At 60.8% G+C, this 17,220-nt stretch carries 19 protein-coding genes and 1 tRNA gene; 7 read left to right on the top strand and 13 right to left on the bottom strand.

Annotated elements, in window-relative coordinates; all coding sequences use genetic code 11:
- The first annotated feature begins 12 nt into the window (after positions 1–12).
- The 3 genes from P792_RS28375 to P792_RS28365 are packed head-to-tail and all read left to right on the top strand — an operon-like array spanning position 13 to position 2,779.
- The gene (locus tag P792_RS28375) at positions 13–1,134 is read left to right on the top strand and encodes an S-(hydroxymethyl)glutathione dehydrogenase/class III alcohol dehydrogenase (protein ID WP_023978707.1); all 1,122 of its coding nucleotides are present in this window, start codon (positions 13–15) and stop codon (positions 1,132–1,134) included.
- Entirely contained in the window at positions 1,131–1,988 is an 858-nt protein-coding gene (gene fghA, locus P792_RS28370) for an S-formylglutathione hydrolase (RefSeq protein WP_031240802.1), read from the top strand. The genes P792_RS28375 and fghA overlap by 4 nt, the downstream gene beginning before the upstream one ends.
- The gene (locus P792_RS28365; RefSeq protein ID WP_023978705.1) at positions 1,985–2,779 is read left to right on the top strand and encodes a ribonuclease T2 family protein; all 795 of its coding nucleotides are present in this window, start codon (positions 1,985–1,987) and stop codon (positions 2,777–2,779) included. The genes fghA and P792_RS28365 overlap by 4 nt, the downstream gene beginning before the upstream one ends.
- 43 nt (positions 2,780–2,822) lie before the next feature.
- Here the strand turns inward: P792_RS28365 and P792_RS28360 are convergent, their stop codons facing one another.
- On the bottom strand, positions 2,823–3,239 hold the full coding sequence (locus tag P792_RS28360; protein WP_023978704.1) for a secondary thiamine-phosphate synthase enzyme YjbQ: 417 nt from the start codon (positions 3,237–3,239) through the stop codon (positions 2,823–2,825).
- A gap of 61 nt (positions 3,240–3,300) precedes the next feature.
- Positions 3,301–4,296 carry a tryptophan--tRNA ligase gene (trpS, locus tag P792_RS28355; protein ID WP_023978703.1) on the bottom strand — a complete coding sequence of 332 codons (996 nt, stop codon included), beginning with the start codon at positions 4,294–4,296 and terminating at the stop codon, positions 3,301–3,303.
- Positions 4,297–4,420: 124 nt separating this feature from the next.
- Here trpS and P792_RS28350 point away from each other — a divergent pair, with 124 nt between their 5' ends.
- On the top strand, positions 4,421–4,951 hold the full coding sequence (locus tag P792_RS28350) for a thymidine kinase (protein WP_023978702.1): 531 nt from the start codon (positions 4,421–4,423) through the stop codon (positions 4,949–4,951).
- Between the two features lie 84 nt (positions 4,952–5,035).
- Here P792_RS28350 and P792_RS28345 read toward each other — a convergent pair whose 3' ends face one another.
- The 9 genes from P792_RS28345 to P792_RS28305 all read right to left on the bottom strand — a co-directional run bounded on the left by P792_RS28345 (position 5,036) and on the right by P792_RS28305 (position 12,950).
- Positions 5,036–5,491, bottom strand: coding sequence for a cytochrome c (locus P792_RS28345; RefSeq protein ID WP_023978701.1), 456 nt, complete (start codon positions 5,489–5,491; stop codon positions 5,036–5,038).
- A gap of 10 nt (positions 5,492–5,501) precedes the next feature.
- On the bottom strand, positions 5,502–5,990 hold the full coding sequence (locus P792_RS28340; protein ID WP_023978700.1) for an FKBP-type peptidyl-prolyl cis-trans isomerase: 489 nt from the start codon (positions 5,988–5,990) through the stop codon (positions 5,502–5,504).
- 23 nt (positions 5,991–6,013) lie between these two features.
- Positions 6,014–7,243, bottom strand: a complete 1,230-nt coding sequence (locus tag P792_RS28335) for an argininosuccinate synthase (RefSeq protein WP_023978699.1) — start codon at positions 7,241–7,243, stop codon at positions 6,014–6,016.
- A 96-nt stretch (positions 7,244–7,339) separates the two neighbouring features.
- Positions 7,340–8,533, bottom strand: coding sequence for a 23S rRNA (adenine(2503)-C(2))-methyltransferase RlmN (gene rlmN, locus P792_RS28330; protein WP_023978698.1), 1,194 nt, complete (start codon positions 8,531–8,533; stop codon positions 7,340–7,342).
- 112 nt (positions 8,534–8,645) lie between these two features.
- Positions 8,646–9,383, bottom strand: coding sequence for a TlyA family RNA methyltransferase (locus P792_RS28325; RefSeq protein ID WP_023978697.1), 738 nt, complete (start codon positions 9,381–9,383; stop codon positions 8,646–8,648).
- On the bottom strand, positions 9,383–11,377 hold the full coding sequence (gene dxs, locus P792_RS28320) for a 1-deoxy-D-xylulose-5-phosphate synthase (protein WP_023978696.1): 1,995 nt from the start codon (positions 11,375–11,377) through the stop codon (positions 9,383–9,385). Before dxs ends, P792_RS28325 begins: the two co-directional genes overlap by 1 nt.
- 4 nt (positions 11,378–11,381) lie before the next feature.
- Entirely contained in the window at positions 11,382–12,302 is a 921-nt protein-coding gene (locus P792_RS28315) for a polyprenyl synthetase family protein (protein ID WP_023978695.1), read from the bottom strand.
- Complete coding sequence (locus tag P792_RS28310) at positions 12,299–12,559, bottom strand: exodeoxyribonuclease VII small subunit (RefSeq protein WP_023978694.1); 261 nt, start codon at positions 12,557–12,559, stop codon at positions 12,299–12,301. Before P792_RS28310 ends, P792_RS28315 begins: the two co-directional genes overlap by 4 nt.
- Before the next feature lie 121 nt (positions 12,560–12,680).
- Positions 12,681–12,950 carry a sulfurtransferase TusA family protein gene (locus P792_RS28305; protein ID WP_023978693.1) on the bottom strand — a complete coding sequence of 90 codons (270 nt, stop codon included), beginning with the start codon at positions 12,948–12,950 and terminating at the stop codon, positions 12,681–12,683.
- A gap of 145 nt (positions 12,951–13,095) precedes the next feature.
- Between P792_RS28305 and P792_RS28300 the strand changes: the two genes are divergently transcribed.
- Positions 13,096–14,031 (top strand): ROK family protein, encoded by a 936-nt coding sequence (locus tag P792_RS28300; RefSeq protein WP_023978692.1) that lies wholly within the window; start codon positions 13,096–13,098, stop codon positions 14,029–14,031.
- A gap of 10 nt (positions 14,032–14,041) precedes the next feature.
- On the opposite strand, the gene P792_RS28295 is transcribed toward P792_RS28300, so the two are convergent.
- Complete coding sequence (locus tag P792_RS28295) at positions 14,042–14,839, bottom strand: RlmE family RNA methyltransferase (protein WP_031240796.1); 798 nt, start codon at positions 14,837–14,839, stop codon at positions 14,042–14,044.
- On the bottom strand, positions 14,836–15,975 hold the full coding sequence (locus P792_RS28290) for a Ppx/GppA phosphatase family protein (protein ID WP_023978690.1): 1,140 nt from the start codon (positions 15,973–15,975) through the stop codon (positions 14,836–14,838). The genes P792_RS28295 and P792_RS28290 overlap by 4 nt, the downstream gene beginning before the upstream one ends.
- 202 nt (positions 15,976–16,177) lie before the next feature.
- Here P792_RS28290 and P792_RS28285 point away from each other — a divergent pair.
- Together P792_RS28285 and P792_RS38820 are read left to right on the top strand one after the other, a co-directional pair.
- Positions 16,178–16,251, top strand: a tRNA-Gln gene (locus P792_RS28285).
- 661 nt (positions 16,252–16,912) lie between these two features.
- Positions 16,913–17,220, top strand: a 308-nt coding sequence (locus P792_RS38820; RefSeq protein WP_235075458.1) for a hypothetical protein, incomplete at its 3' end; no start/stop codon positions are given.

Below are 17,220 nucleotides of genomic sequence, written 5' to 3'. Positions count from 1 at the left end.
AGATTTGATAAGATGGATGTGATTGCCGCTCTTGCACTCGAGGCCGGTCGAAAGCTGGAAATCGACACGGTACAGCTCGAGGGACCGCGCGCGGGCGAGGTTCTGGTCGAGATCAAGGCCACAGGCCTGTGCCATACGGACAAGTTCACCCTGTCCGGTGATGACCCGGAAGGCCTGTTTCCTGCCATCCTCGGCCATGAAGGGGCGGGCATTGTGCGCGAGGTCGGCTCTGGCGTGACCTCGCTCAAGCCGGGCGATCATGTCATCCCGCTCTACACGCCCGAGTGCCGGAACTGCCCGTCCTGCCTGTCGCGCAAGACCAATCTTTGCACCTCGATACGCGGCACACAGGGCAAGGGGCTTATGCCTGACGGCACAACGCGCTTTTCCTACAAGGGGCAGCCGGTCCATCATTATATGGGCTGCTCGACTTTTGCCAATTTCACTGTGCTGCCCGAGATCGCTCTGGCCAAGGTGCGTAGCGACGCGCCGCTGGACAAGATCTGCTACATCGGATGCGGCGTGACGACAGGGATTGGCGCCGTGCTGTTCACGGCCAAGGTTGAGGCAGAGTCGACTGTTGTGGTGTTTGGTCTGGGGGGGATCGGGCTCAATGTCGTGCAGGGGGCCCGCATGGTCGGTGCCCGGCAGATCGTCGGTGTCGATCTCAACCCCGAGCGTGCCACCATTGCGCGTGAGTTCGGCATGACGCATTTCGTCAACCCTGCCGATCTGGGCCCCAATGGCGATCTAGTGGGCCATCTGGTCGAGCTGACCGGTGGAGGCGCGGATTACACCTTCGAGTGTGTGGGTAATGTGAAGCTGATGCGTCAGGCGCTCGAATGCGCCCATCGCGGGTGGGGTGTTTCCTGCGTGATCGGCGTGGCCGGGTCCGGTCAGGAAATCAGCACGCGTCCATTTCAGCTGGTGACGGGACGGCGCTGGATCGGCTCGGCTTTCGGCGGGGCAAGGGGGCGCACCGATGTGCCCAGAATCGTCGACATGTATATGGAAGGGCGCATCAATATTGATTCGTTGATTACCCAGAATCTCAAGCTGTCCGAGATCAATTATGGCTTCGAGCTGATGAGCCAGGGCAAGTCGATCCGCTCCGTCGTGGAATTCGACGCTTGACGCCGGAAAAAATCACCGATCAGCTTTGTCACGGCGGCAGCGTGACTTGCTGGCGGCACCGATCCGAAGTTCTGGGTCTGGATGCGCAATTCAGTGTTTTCCAGCCCGCGCAGGCGCTGCGTGGTGAGGTCGTTCCGGTGCTTTTCCTGCTTGCTGGGCTCACTTGCATGCATGAGACGTTCCTGCAGAAATCGACAATCATTGCCCATGCCGCAGAGCACGGGCTGATGCTGGTGGCCCCCGATACCTCGCCGCGCGGTGCAGGCATTGCGGGCGAGGAGGAAAGCTATGATCTCGGCACCGGGGCAGGCTTCTATCTGGACGCGCTCATCACACCCTGGGACCGACATTACCGTATGGGCAGCTATATCGACGCAGAGCTTCCCGCGCTGCTGAAGCGACTATTCACGCTCGATGGCGCATCTTTCGGGATCATGGGTCATTCGATGGGTGGGCATGGTGCCCTGGTGCATGGGCTGCGCAATCCTGATCAGTGGCGCTCGATCAGCGCGCTCGCTCCGATTGTGCATCCCTCGGTCGTTCCCTGGGGTGAGAAAGCATTCACGGCTTATCTAGGCAGTGATCGTGATATCTGGGCGCAATGGGATGCAGTCTCGCTGCTTGAGGCGGATCGCATCCATCCTGCCAGCATCCTGATCGATCAGGGGGTCGCGGACCCTTTCCTCGCACAGGAATTGAGGCCTGATCTGATCGAAAATGCGGCGGCGGCGGCAGGGCAGCCGCTCACGTTGCGCTATCATGAGGGATACGATCACTCATACTGGTTCATCCAGACCGTTATTCGTGACCATGTGGCCCATCACGCAAGCCTGCTCGGAGCTTCCTCCCGATGATCAAGTCCCTTTCCGCGAGCCTGGGCGCGTTATGGCGATCTCTCTCATGCCTCGCACTGGTTGTCATGGCGCTGGGTGTGACGGCGCTCGGTGGATGCAGCACCGGACCCGCACCCTGGCCGACCGCCTTGACACCGACACGTCACGCTGACTTCGATCACAACACGCTGGCTTTGACGTGGCAGCCCGGCTTTTGCACTGTCGGCAAAGGATGTAGCGCCGATCAGCCACGCCAGCCCCTGATCGGGCTTCACGGTCTATGGGCGTCAGAACCCCATTCGCTGGAGGCGCAGAGTATTCCGGTTGAGCATTGGTGGCGTGACGGGTGCAGCCTGCTCGAGCCCGATGCTCAGGCACCTGTGCTCGATAACGCCATGAGCGCGACGCTGAACCAGATCATGCCGCACACCCAGCCTTCGCTGATCACACATGAGTGGGTCAAACACGGGGCTTGCTTCGGCTATTCTGCGGGTCCGTTCTTCGCCAAGGCGAGCGCCTTGCGCGAGCGGTTCGCGCAGTCACCGATGGGTACCTATCTTGCCGAACGCGCCGGGTTGCGGGTGCGTCATGATGACCTTGTGGCGTTTTTCAGAACAGCGAGCCAGACCACCCTGCCACGTGCCATGCAGCTGCGATGCGAGACCGATCATGAGGGACGCATTGTTCTGACGCAGCTCTGGTTCACGCTGGCACCCGGCAAGATGCATCTCTTCCCTGCGGCAGGGAGCTATCTGGCATCGCCGCAAAATCAGGATAACTGCCCGGCGGAATTCTGGGTCAAGCGCTGGTAGAAGCCTTGTCTGACCGGCATGTCTGGCGCATGCCGGTCAGGTTTCAGTCACCGAGGAGATGCAGCACAATCTCGCGTCCGTGTGAGGCGCGGCGGTGCTCGAAAAGGTAGATACCCTGCCATGTGCCCAGCACCGGCCGACCGCCCATGACCGGGATCGTGAGTTGAACATTGGTCAGTACGGAGCGGATATGGGCTGGCATATCGTCAGCGCCTTCGTAATCGTGACGATAGGCCCGGCTTTCGGGCACCAGATCCTCAAAATAGCTGTTGATGTCCTGTTGCACCGTCGGATCAGCGTTTTCCTGCACGATGAGTGATGCTGAGGTATGCCGGCACCACAGGGTGAGGAGCCCGTCCGTTATTCCGCTCTCCGATACCCAATCGAGTATCGGGGCGGTGATCATGGTGAGGCCCTTGCCGCGGGTGCGTACCGACAGACGGTGAAATGCCTGCTTCATGAGATGGACCTCCTCCGGAGCGCGGTGGTCTGCACCGGCTCCCTGCATGTTGCTGGCAGTTCTAGCGCAGATAACCCACGAGGCGTTCCGCCTCAGTGACGATCGGCTCGGCAATCGTGTTGGCTCGGGCAGCGCCTTCACGCAGGATCTGTTCGAGATGCGCGCGATCTTCCAGCAAACGGCGTGTCTCGTTGGCGACGGGTGCGAGCTTTTCAACCAGCAATTCGGCCAGCGCTGATTTGAAAGGACCAAAGCCCTGGCCGCCAAAGCGCGCCAGAACGTCGTCATTACTCAGATCGGACATGGCGGCAAAAATGGTGACGAGATTGCGCGCCTCGGGGCGCTCGGCGAGACCGGCATTTTCCGAGGGCAGGGGTTCCGTGTCCGATTTCGCCTTACGAATCTTCAGCGCGATCTCATCAGCCGTATCCGTCAGTTCGATCCGTGATTGCGCGGAGGGATCCGATTTGGACATTTTCTTTGTGCCGTCGCGCAGGCTCATGACGCGTGCGGCGGAAGGGGGTATGAGCGGCTCGATCGTGGGGAAGAAATCGACCCCGTAATCATGATTAAACTTGGCAGCGATGTCGTTTGCGATTTCGAGATGCTGCTTCTGGTCTTCGCCAACAGGTACGCGTGTGGCGTGAAAGGCATGGATGTCCGCCGCCATGAGGGCAGGGTAAACGAACAGGCCGGCAGAATGCTGCTCACGGTCCTTGCCCGCTTTTTCCTTGAACTGCGTCATGCGGTTCAGCCAGCCAAGGCGAACCACGCAGTTGAAAATCCAGCCGAGACGCGCATGCGCGCTGACGGCAGACTGGTTGTAGAGCACGTGTTTCTGCGGATCGATGCCCGAGGCAAGCAGGCAGGCGGCCTGCGCCAGACTGTCCTGACGAAGTTGCGCGGGCTCGCGGAACACGGTCAGGGCGTGCATATCAACCAGACAGAAAACGCAGTCATGATCGTCCTGCAACCGGACCCAGTTGCGGATTGCGCCAAGGTAATTGCCAAGCTGGGGGACGCCGGTCGGCTGAATGCCGGAAAATACACGTTGCATGGGCAGTGTTGTCGAATGTGCTGCCATAGCGGTCAAGTGGAAAGATTGCCGAGCCCATGCAAATGCCTGTAATGCCTCGCCAATGCGCGTTTTACCCTGCGCATCGAGCTGCGGGAGAAGATTTTTGGTACGGGGAATTCTGACAGTCTATGCAGGCCCAATGTTTGCGGGGAAATCTGCCCATCTGTTGCAGGAGCACCCGGATGTCCGATCCACACTGTGCCTCGCCCCTGCCTTCGATACGCGTTCAGGTGCCGCTATCCATAGTCGTGTCGGGTTGAGACGCCCTGCACGATCGGTAAGGGCATGGCCTGACGATGCCGCAGAATACGACCATATCCTGCTTGATGAGGGGCATTTCATGATCGCGCCGCATTATGCGGGTGACGTTGTGGCCGATATCAACCGGACGCTGGACCAGGGAATTCATGTCAGTGTGTCAGGCCTCGACACTGATTTCATGCGTCAGGCGTTCGATGTCATGGCCCGGCTGCGTGCCATGGCCGATCGATATGTCCTGCTGCAGGCGCGTTGCCATGTTTGCGGGGCGCCGGCGTACTGGACGGCCAAGAAGCGCCAGACCGCGTATGTACTCGAGGCGGGCGATGACGATCTTTACGAAGCCCGTTGCGAAAGCCACTGGGCGCCACCCTGAACGTTTGTCGCCCACACGACGCGACAGTGAGGGCAGGGCAGGAGGCTCGTTAAGACAGAGAGCTCCGGTTCGCCCGCTCCTGGATCAGGGAATCTGCCCCTTGGCCGAGAGGGCCTGCCGCATGGCATGCACGCGGTTGGAGCCGATTTCTTCTTTTCTGGCCGCCGCGATGACATCGGGCGTGATCTGAGGTGCGGGATGTGTCGCACCACGCGAAATCAACCAGTTGAGGATGAGCGAAAGCTGCTCGTCGCTCAACCTGCGGAAGCTCGGCATGGAAAAGCTATAGCGACCGCCATTGGCTTCGATGGGGCCATCGAGACCGTTCAGCATGACACGCGCCAGATAGTCGCGCCCCTCCGGCGTCTTGGCAATCAGGTCAAGGCGCCCGACCAATGGGGGCACTTCACCGGGCAGGCCGTTGCCGCCGTGGTGACAGATGCCGCAATTGGGACCGTAGATCTTCTGCCCCGCACTTTTCTTGCCGCAGGCCGTGAGAGCGAGTGCGGCAAGAAGCGCGAGAGCGAGGGGGGCGCGCATGGTCAGACCCTTACTGTTCCTGACCACCAAGACCCAGAAGCTGGATCTTGAACACGAGCGGGCTATTCGGCGGGATGATACCCATGGAGCGCTTGCCGTAGCCCAGCTCGGGCGGGACATAGAGCATCCAGGTATCGCCCACATGCATCATCGGGAGGGCTTCCATCCAGCCCTTCACGAGGCCGTCGAGAGGCATCTGCATATAGGCGCCGTTGCCATGCTGTTCCGAACTATCGAAGATCCCGCCATCGGGCAGGCGGCCTTCATAGATCAGCATCATCTGGCGCCCCTTGGACGGCTGTTCGCCGTCCTTGGGGCCGGATTTCAGCACCTTGTAGGCCAGACCGTCGGGTAGGGCCTTGACCCCCGGCTCCGCGCGGACCTTGGCCATGAACTGCTCGGGCGTCAGCTCCGGCTCTTCTTTCGGGCCGCCGCAGGCTGCGAGAGCGAGGAAAGACGCCCCGGCAACGAGGGTCTTGATGGAGCGGGATATACGCATGGTGTACCTCTGGACGCTGGCGATCAGGGCTGGCCGCCGGTGCGGCCAATCTGGCCACCCAGACGCAGGCGCAGCGCATTGAGCTTGATGAAGCCCTGAGCGTCGATCTGGTTATAGGCCCCTTCATCGTCCTCGAAGGTGACAACGCGGGTGTCGTACAGGCTGTTCGGGCTTTCGCGGCCGACGCAGATCACGTTGCCCTTGTAGAGCTTCAGCCGCACGCGGCCCGTGACCGATTTCTGGCTGGTGTCGATCAGCGCCTGCAGCATGTGGCGCTCGGGCGAGAACCAGAAGCCATTGTAGATGATCTCGGCATAGCGCGGCATCAGGCTGTCCTTGAGGTGCATGGCCTCGCGGTCGAGCGTGATGGATTCGATGCTGCGATGCGCCGTGAGCAGGATCGTGCCGCCCGGTGTTTCGTAGATGCCACGCGACTTCATGCCGACGAAGCGGTTCTCGACAAGGTCCAGACGGCCAATGCCGTTGTCATGGCCAAGCTTGTTGAGGCGCGTCAGCAGTTCGGCGGGGGAAAGCGTGACGCCATTGAGCGCAACCGGATCACCTTCGAAGAAATCGATGGCGATTTCAGTTGCGACATCGGGCGCGTTTTCGGGCGAAATGGTGCGCTGGAAAACGATTTCATCGGGAGCGACTGCGGGATCTTCGAGGATCTTGCCCTCGGAAGACGAGTGGAGAAGGTTGGCATCGACCGAGAAAGGTGCCTCGCCGCGCTTGTCCTTGGTGACCGGAATCTGGTTTTCCTCGGCAAAGGCCAGCAGCTTGGTGCGCGAGGTCAGGTTCCACTCACGCCACGGCGCGATGACCTTGATGTCGGGCTGCAGCGCATAATAGCCAAGCTCGAAACGAACCTGATCATTGCCCTTGCCGGTTGCGCCATGGGCCACGGCATCGGCACCGACCATCTTGGCGATCTCGATCTGGCGCTGTGCGATAAGCGGACGCGCGATTGACGTACCCAGCAGGTACTGCCCCTCATACAGCGCGTTGGCGCGGAACATCGGGAACACGAAATCCTTCACGAAGGTTTCGCGCAGGTCCTCGACGAAGATGTCCTTGACGCCGAACATTTCGGCCTTGCGGCGTGCAGGCTCCAGCTCTTCGCCCTGACCGAGATCGGCGGTGAAGGTGACCACCTCGCAGCCATATTCCTTCTGCAGCCAGCGCAGAATGACGGAAGTATCCAGCCCGCCCGAGTAGGCGAGAACAACTTTTTTGACGTCCCGGGCAGTCATGAGGCCAGGCTTCCCTCTGATAGAATGACAAATACAGAGTCATTCTTATCACTCGCCTCGCGCACTGGCCAGCCTGACAGGCTGACCAGCACCGGGTTATTCTGCGTCGGCAGTTGTGCTGCGGCGCAGTCTCTCGCTCTCGGTCTTGAGCTGACCACAGGCTGCCAGGATATCGCGCCCGCGCGGCATACGAATTGGCGCGGCAAATCCGGCATCCATCACGATGGCGGCAAATTTCTGCAGCTGCTCACGCGTCGATGGTTTGAATTCTGAGCCCGGCCACGGATTGAAGGGGATCAGGTTCACCTTCGCGGGCAGGCCCTTGATCAGGCGCACCAGCTCACGGGCATCGGCCTCACTGTCATTGATGCCACGCAGCATGATATATTCGAAAGTGATGCGTCGGGAGTTCGAGGCTGCAGGGTAGCGTCGGCACGCCGCCATCAGTTCCTCGATCGGATATTTGCGATTGAGCGGTACGATCTTGTCACGCAGATCGTTCGTTACGGCATGCAGCGAGATCGCGAGGTTGACGGCGAGTTCCTCGCCGCAGCGATCCATCATGGGAACCACGCCCGACGTCGAGAGCGTGATGCGGCGGCGTGACAGGGCGATCCCCTCGCCATCCATCACGATACGCATCGCCTTGGCCACGTTGTCGTAATTGTAGAGCGGTTCGCCCATACCCATCAAAACGATGGTCGAGAGCAGGCGCGGTGTCTCGCCCTTGGGGCTCGGCCATTCACCGTAGGAATCCCGGGCCGCCATGAACTGCGACACGATCTCCGCCGCACCCAGATTGCGCACCAGCTTCTGCGTGCCGGTATGGCAGAATGTGCAGGAAAGAGTGCAGCCTACCTGAGACGAGATGCAGACTGCGCCGCGGTCCTCGCGACGGTCCGGTATATAGACGGTCTCGGCTTCCTGCCCATCGCGGAAACGGAACAGGAATTTGCGTGTGTCGTCGCTGGAGGTCTGCTCCAGGCTCGTCGCCGGGCGGCCAACGACATAGCGCTCTGCAAGTTTCGCCTGGAGCGGCTTTGCGATGCTGCTCATACGGGCGAAATCGGTGGCACCCTGATGATAGATCCAATGCCAGAGCTGCTTGGCCCGGAACGGTTTTTCACCGAATTCCGCCATCTCGGCAATCAGCTCTTCACGGGACAGGCCCACGAGGTCACGCCGCCCGTCGGGCAGGACAGCCGGGGGCGGAGCAAAAAGCGCGGATTTGGCAAGGATGCGCGCGCGCTCCTGCTCATTCAGGTCGAGTGTGGTCGAGATGTCGGACATGGGGGTGCTCTATCACGAATAGGCACCGGGAACGCAAGCAAAACTGCTGCAAGGCACGGGGCGCTTCTGGGCTGACCCTCTCGCTACGTTCAGATGCAGTGCGCCCGACTCTTCAAACGCGTCGGGCGGCGATCAGGAATTCGCGGTTCCCTTCGGGGCCAGTGATGGGGCTTGGTTCAATGCCAAGAACCTCCCAACCTTCGAGTTCTTCCCACCAGGCACGGATTTCAGCGCAAACACGCTCATGCACCGCGGCGTCACGCACGACGCCCTTCGCGCCAATCTCGGAGCGTCCGGCTTCGAATTGCGGTTTGATCAGGGCCACCGCCCATCCACCCGGCTGGCAGAGAGCGAGGGCAGGGGGCAGTACGATGCGTAGCCCGATGAAGCTCGCATCACAGACAACAATGGAAATTGGGTCAGGGATGATCGTCTCATCCAGCGTCCGGGCATTGGTCTTTTCCATGACGACAACGCGCGGGTCTGACCGCAGCTTCCATGCAATCTGACCGTGCCCGACATCGACGGCATAGACTTTTGTGGCGCCCTTGGTCAGCAGCACATCGGTGAAACCCCCTGTGGAGGCACCGACATCTACTGCTATCGCTCCCGTGGGATCGAGCCCGAAATGGCTGAGCGCATGGTCCAGCTTGAGACCGCCGCGCGAGACCCAGGGGTGATCCTGCCCCTTGAGGTCAAGCACAGTATCCTCGGCGAGCATATCGCCCGCCTTGGCAATGCGGCGGTCCTTGGTGAACACAAGGCCCGCCATGATCAACGCCTGCGCGCGGGCGCGGCTCTCGACAAGCCCGCGCTCGACCAGCAGGACGTCTGCCCGCTTCTTGGCCATCAGGCCGTCTGCTGGGCGTTCTGTGCACCAAGCGCGGCAAGCGCCGTATCGACGATTTGCGGCGCATTGAGCCCGGCCTCGTCATACTGCACGTCCGGCAGGTTATGATCGATATAGGTGTCAGGCAGCGCCATGGGGCGGAACCTGACCTGATCGAGAAGAGCCGTCTCGGCCAGATGACGGACCACGAGGCTGCTGAAGCCGCCTGCTGCGCCTTCCTCGATTGTGATCAGGACATCGTGCTCACGGGCCAGACGTTCGACGAGAGCCGTATCGATCGGCTTGGCGAAGCGTGCGTCGGCAACAGTCACGGCAATGCCCTGCGCAGCAAGGTGATCGGCTGCCTTGAGCGATTCGGTCAGGCGCGTACCCAGCGAGAGAATGGCGACGCCGGATTTATTGCCGGGCTGACGAACTGCCTCACGGACGATGCGGCCACGACCGATCTCGAGAACCTCGCCCTTCTCCGGCAAATCGAGACCCGTGCCACCACCACGGGGGTAACGGAACGCGATCGGACCCGCATCGTACACGCAGGCCGTGGCGGTCATATGGGTCAGTTCGACCTCGTCACTCGGGGCCATCACCACCATGTTCGGCAGGCAGCACAGATAGTTCAGGTCGAATGAGCCAGCATGGGTAGCACCATCGGCACCGACAAGACCGGCACGGTCAATGGCAAAGCGAACGGGTAAGTTCTGCAGGTCCACATCATGCACTACCTGGTCATAGGCGCGCTGCAGGAAGGTGGAATAGATGGCGCAGAAAGGACGCAGCCCTTCCGAAGCCATGCCGGCAGCGAAGGTTACGGCGTGCTGCTCGGCAATGCCGACATCGAAGAAGCGCTCGGGATGCTTCTGGGCAAACTTGTCCAGACCTGTGCCCGAGGGCATTGCCGCAGTAATGGCCGTGATGCGCTCATCCATCTCGGCATGACGCAGCAATTCGCGTGCCATGACGGAGGTGTAGCTCGGCGGACCGGCGGGAGCCTTCTTCTGCTCACCCGTGATCACGTTGAACTTGCTGACAGCGTGATACTTGTCGCCCGCGGACTCAGCTGGCTTGTAGCCGCGTCCCTTCTCGGTGATGACATGCAGCAGGACCGGGCCTTCATCGCTGTCGCGAAGATTGCGCAGGATCGGCACCAGCTGGTTGAGGTCATGACCGTCAACCGGACCGACATAATAGAAGCCGAGTTCCTCGAACAGCGTGCCGCCCGTGATCAGGCCGCGCGTCAGTTCGTCAGCACGCTTGGCGGTGCGTTCCAGCCCGGCAGGCAGGCGCTTCGCCAGCTTGCCTGCCAGATCGCGAAGGCTCAGGAACTGACGCGAGGTCATGAGACGGGAGAGATAGTTGGACATCGAGCCGACCGGAGGCGCGATGGACATCTCGTTGTCGTTGAGAATGACGATCAGCCGCTTGGCGCCAGGACCGGCCACGGCGGCATTGTTCATGGCCTCATAGGCCATGCCAGCCGAAATCGACCCGTCGCCAATGACCGCAATCACATTGCGCTCTTCATAGGACGGATCATCATTGGCACGCAGATGATGCGCCACGGCCATGCCGAGACCGGCAGAGATGGACGTGGAGGAATGGGCTGCACCGAACGGGTCGTACTCGCTTTCCGAACGACGCGTGAAGCCCGAGAGACCTTCTGGCTGGCGCAGCGTGCGGATACGGTCGCGGCGCCCGGTCAGGATCTTGTGCGGGTAGGCCTGATGGCCGACATCCCATATGACTCGGTCATCGGGCGTGTTGAACACGGCGTGCATGGCCACGGTCAGCTCGACCACGCCAAGGGAAGCGCCAAGGTGGCCGCCCGTGGTGGACACCGCGTCTACCGTCTCGGAACGCAGCTCTTCAGCCAGTTGCTTGAGCTGGTCGGTCGAGAAGTTTCTCAGATCGGCGGGAATGACGACCCGGTCGAGATGAGGAAAACGACCCATGGTCGGGATCGACGAGGCTTGGTTCGGTTTGGTGGTATCGCTCATTCTCTTAATTCCTGCGCTCGACGATGTAGTGTGCCAGGGCTCTGAGCGCGGCTGCTTCGGTCCCGAAAGAGGTCAGGGCCTGTGTGGCCTGCTCGACAAGGCGCGCGGCTTCCGCACGTGCGCCGTCAATGCCGAGAAGGGAGACATAGGTGGATTTGCCGGCAGCTTCATCCTTGCCGGCCGTCTTGCCGAGTTCCTCGGCGCTGGCCGTGGTGTCGAGCACGTCATCGGCCACCTGAAAGGCGGTGCCGATATCACGACCATAGGCAATGATGGCGTCGCGCTGAACGCGCGTTGCGCCACCAAGAATGGCACCGGCCTCGGCGGCGTAGCGGATCAGCGCGCCGGTTTTCATGGCGTGTAGGCGTCGCACCTGATCGAGCGGCAGCGATTTGCCTTCGCCACGGATATCGACCACCTGACCGCCGACCATGCCTGCCGCACCCGACGCCTGTGCCAGTGCGGTCACCAGGGCGATACGCACGGAAGGATCGGAATGGGTGGCCTCGTCCGCCAGGATCTCAAAGGCAGAGGTCTGGAGGGCGTCGCCAGCCAGGATGGCAATGGCCTCGTCAAACTTCTTGTGCGTTGAGGGCTGCCCGCGGCGTAGATCGTCATCATCCATGGCAGGCAGGTCATCATGAACCAGACTGTAGGCGTGAAGCATTTCGACCGAGGCCGCGACACGAAGGGCGCCCTCGGGCTCTGCCCCGAAAATGCCGGCAATCTCTGTCACGAGATAGCCGCGCAGTCGCTTGCCACCGCCAAGGGCTGCGTAGCGCATGGCCTCAATCAGAACCGATTCGTCGCCTTCAACCATGGGAAGAAGGCGATCAATAGTGCTTTCGATCGCGCGCGCTGCCGTGCCAAGTGAGGCCGCAAGGGTCTCGGGCGATGCAGTTGAGGGTGATGAGGTGGTCGTCATGGGGCTTTTCCGCCAGAATTCTCGTCGAACTCGGCAAGCGGCGTTGTGCCTGTCGTACCATCACGCTGTGTGATAGCCCGAACGCGCATTTCGGCTTCCGAGAGTTTTGTTTCACAATGGCGGCGCAGGGCAGCACCTCGCTCATAGGCGCTTATCGCGTCCTCGAGTTTCATCTGACCGCTTTCGAGGCCGCGTACAATCCTGTCGAGTTCTGACAGGGCATCCTCGAAAGAGAGCTGTGATAGCTGTGCGTCCATGCCGTAACTGCCGTCCCGCTCCGCTGTTTCGGAAAAATGCCGTCAGCATATGACGGCCATTGGGATGGAGGGATAACCTGTCGCACTCCATTCTCCAAGCCCAAGGGTGGAGAGAGTATGATTATTCCGTGACAGGCAAGGACACAGCTGTGTCCGATTTGCGACGAATCACAAAGGAGAGTGTCTCGCCATCTTCCGAAAACGCTATCAGCGCGTGGCCGGTCTCGCGGCAGAATGCCTGAAAATCAGCAACACTTGCCCTGTCCGTGGCCAAAACGCGCAGCTTTGCACCCGGCGAGAGGGTCTTGAGGCTGCGATGGGCCCGGAGCACCGGCAAGGGGCAGGCCATTCCACGAACGTCGAGCAGGGTTTCTGGGGGCGAGGCTGTCATTTTCAGGACTATGCGCGCAGCGCCATGTGTGTTTCAAGATCGGGCGCTGTTTGACCGCTCTGTTTGACCAATAGATCTTTACTCGGACCGTATTCGTCCGCAACATGCGCCGCAGTTTTCAGAAGCAACATCAGTAAGGCATGAGATGGCTGATTATCGCCTCGGCATCGATTTCGGTGGCACAAAAATCGAAATCGCAGTTCTCGATCGCGCTGGCGATCTGCAACTGCGCGAACGCGTACCGAACCCGGGAATTTATGAAGATGCCGTGATCGCTGTGCGCGATCTCGTCGCCAGCGTCGATCAGCGCCTTGGCAGCGTGGCCTCGCATCTTGCGGCGCCGGGCCAGCTCACCTCGACACTCGGCATCGGTATTCCGGGTTCGATCTCGCCCGAGACTGGCCTTATCAAGAACGCCAATGCGACCTGGCTGAACAACCAGCCTTTCGGTATCGACCTCGATCGTGCCCTCAATCGCTCGGTACGTGTTGAGAACGATGCGAACTGCTTCGCCTTGTCGGAAGCCGCAGACGGCGCTGGCGCAGGGAACCGTACGGTGTTCGGCATCATCATCGGTACCGGTATGGGCGCTGGTATTGTTGTCGATGGCAAGGTCATTGGCGGTCGGCACAGCATCGCGGGCGAGTGGGGCCACACGCCACTTCCCTGGGTGCGTCTGGAAGAATTCCCCCTGCCGAAATGCTTCTGCGGCAACGAGGGCTGTCTTGAACGCTATCTTTGCGGACCGGAGCTGGCGAAGGACTGGAAGGGCGTCGGGCACCATAACACGGCAGGGATCGAGGAAGCCGCCGCTAACGGTGATATTGCTGCGATCGGGGCGCTCGATCGCTACATGGACCGCTTCTCGCGCGCATGTGCTCTAGCGATCAACTTCCTTGATCCTGACATCATCGTGCTTGGGGGTGGCGTGTCCAACCTCGACAGCATCTATGAACGTGTGCCGCCCTTGCTGGCACGTCATGTGATCACCCCGACCTGCACCACCCCCATCGTGCGCAACAAGCACGGCGACAGCTCAGGCGTGCGCGGTGCCGCCTGGCTGTGGGACGTGACCGAGTAAGGGGCGCCTCTCAGTCCTGCTTGAGGCGATCGGGGCGGAAGCCGGTCGCCACAACATAGAGCTCACTCGACTCCTTGCGCGACGCAGGGGGTTTGAGATGACGCACACTTGAGAAGGCCAGTTTCATGGGCTCGAGCATCTGCCGCTCGGAACCGCCCTGAAACACCTTGGCGACGAATCCGCCGCCAACCGCCAGAACCTGCATTGCAAAATCGAGTGCACCTTCCGCCAGTCCCATGATGCGCAGGTGATCTGTTGGCGCATGGCCTGTTGTGTTGGGTGCCATGTCGGACAAGACCAGATCAGCGGGGCCGCCCAGCAATTCGATCAGTCGCGCAGGCATGTCGGGATCTGTGAAGTCGCCTTCTATAATTGTAGCGTCGCTGACAGGGTCGACCGGCAGCAGATCCACGCCCACGACAGCGCTGGCACCGCGCTTGACCGCAACCTGTGTCCAGCCTCCCGGCGCAGCGCCAAGATCGATAATTCTCACCCCGGGCTTGATCAGCTTGAGCCGGTCATCGATTTCAATCAGCTTGAAGGCAGCGCGCGAGCGCCAGCCCTGCTTGCGGGCTGCGGCCACATAAGGGTCGTTGAGCTGGCGGTTCAGCCAACGCTGCTGCGCCGTGGAGCGCCCGCGCGCCGTGCGCAGCATGGTTGTCTTGTTACGCGCCGTCTGGACAGAGCTGCCATCCAATGCGCTGTCTGACTCACCTGGTGCGGCCGAACTCTTGAGGGCCTTGCCCGGAATACGGCGCTCCTGCACCTTGCCGCCCTGACGGCCGCGCTTGTCATTATCTTTGCTCATGCGCGTCCCATAAAGGAAGACGGTGCATGATGGCCACGATAATTCGCGTGTCTGTCATGGGAGGGCGCGTGTTGACGCATACCTTGAGCATGAACGCGCGAGCGATGCGACTGCGACGCCATGCGGGCCACCATCCCATCCCTGAGCCCCCGATCCGCGACAATGATTTCGCGTGATGGCCAGACACGATGGATGGCGTCGAAAATCGCGCAGCCAGGTAGCATGAAATGCTGTCGGTCCGGGGTGAGGCCGGGAGGCGTTTCCTGCTGGCCTGAGGCGGCCTGACGTACAAGCCCGATGGCGTCGTAAGCGGCTTCTGCTGTGAGCGTGAAGCCATCAACGGCATGGCGGCTGTAGCGCGCCAGGTTTTGCGCGACACTGGCCAAAGTTGTTACCGTGCCGCTCGTACCGAGCATCTGCACGGCACCTCGGCGCATTTCCTGACCGATCTGATGAACACGTTCGAATGCCGTGAGCGGCTCCTGCACGAGGCGAACCATGTCTTCATACAGGCTGGCGGGGTCTTCGCCACGCTGCTCACCGCGCTTGTGTCCGAACTGCTCCGAGAGGGTCACAACCCCAAAGGGCAGGCTGACGAGGCCGACAACCTCGTGCTCGTGCGTCTCTGGATGCAATCTAAGCCACGCTACTTCCGTCGAGCCGCCGCCGATATCAAAAAGAATAGCCCGTCGACCCCCTTCGGGGTCGCGGTGCAGCAAGGTCCGGCATCCCTCAACAGCAAGTTCTACCTCCTCCCTTGGGGAGATGATTTCCAGAGAGAGGCCGGTTTCCGAGCGCACGCGCGAGAGGAAGCTGTCGCGATTGAGGGCGCGGCGGCACGCTTCCGTGGCGACGGCGCGCACCTGAAGCGAGGGGAGGCCATCCATGCGTGCGGCGTAGCTGTCGAGTGTTCGGATGGCGCGATCCATGGCACGCGAACTCAGTTCGCCGGTTTCAACCAGCCCTTCACCGAGGCAGACCATGCGGTTCTGGCGGTCGAGCACCTGCACACCGTGCCCGCTTCGCCTGGCGATCATGAGGCGGCAATTGTTGGTGCCGAGATCGAGGGCGGCAAAATGCCTGGGGGCGTGCCCCCCGATCGAGGGGGAAGCAGCATCGCTTTGGCGGTAGCCCATGATCGTCCCCTTTTTGTGATGGTGCGATGCACCGGAAATCTTGTGTAAAAAACAATGTGATAGCGCTGGCACAGCACAGCAAGGATTTTGTGACGGGACAAAGACTGATTTGTCGAAAAAAATGCAAAAAGGGGGGTTGCGGCGCTGTGGGGTGGATGCTATCTGACCGCCACCGCAAGGCACTGAGCTACGGCTCAACTGCTGGGGGATAGTTTAGCGGTAGAACTACCGGCTCTGACCCGGTCAGCCCTGGTTCGAATCCAGGTCCCCCAGCCATTTTCCTTCGGGTCCAACTTTCCAAATCGAGATTTGCACAGGTCACTGCCTGCTTAGTTCGCATGCCATAGGCACGTCCGGATGACGCCATCTCGTTCATGAGTTGCGCCCTTCCTTTGCGATCTGGCGCAGAGAGGAGCATGCCCCGTAGGGTATCTTTGCTCGCGAGTTAGGCCGCTCAGGAATGCTTAGGCGCTGGTCGTATCGCGAAAGCTGAGACCTGCTCTGGGTCGAGAAGGCGCAGATTATGCGAGTTGGCGTGACCCTCTCGTATGCGTTTGATCGGGGGAGCCAAACGCTCACGCCCGTAAAGCTCTGTGTTTGGTGTGGGAAACGTTTCGAAGCTTGTATCGTCTGGCGATACGATCCTGGAATGGCCCCCGCTGAAAGAGTAAGGGGGCAGACGATGCAGTTGCGTGGGCCTTTTCCCGTTTAGCCGAAATCCCGCACCGTGTTCGACGGGGTGCTGTCAAATGTCATCCAAGCTTGGATTTTGGTGCTGCGACACGGCGCTAGGCCGCCCCTTGCGCTCACTCTTCTCATTCGTATGGTTCCGCGCCGAGCGATCAGTCCGGTATCACCGATGGTGCTGCGCTTCTCAAAGATAAAATAGTGTCCCGACCGGGTGGGGTGACGATAGCTGAGGCTCTTTGCTGTAGCGGTGACCCATATCACGCAGCATATAGGAAAGGCGCTGATCAGCCATCGCGGCATTCATGGATTTGGCTTCACGGGGCGAAGCTATGAACAGCGTCAGACATCGCCGGTCGCCGCGTCTATCCTCTTGTCCGGGCAGAGCTCTATGTTTGTCTTGGTATTCGCGCTGAAACAGCGCTCGGCAAACGATTTACCTACGGCGCTTTCCGAAGCAATGAATTGTTTGAGCAGGCGTAGGGACGTTGGTCGCAGGACCAATCGCCATTGCTTCCCAAGGGGCGGCGCACAAAACGACCTGGGACGGTTCCGTGG

It is taken from the genome of Asaia sp. SF2.1 (assembly GCF_000505765.1).
Lineage (GTDB): Bacteria > Pseudomonadota > Alphaproteobacteria > Acetobacterales > Acetobacteraceae > Asaia > Asaia bogorensis.
Note: the sequence above shows the minus strand (reverse complement) of the source record. Positions and strands in the feature narration are given on the sequence as shown.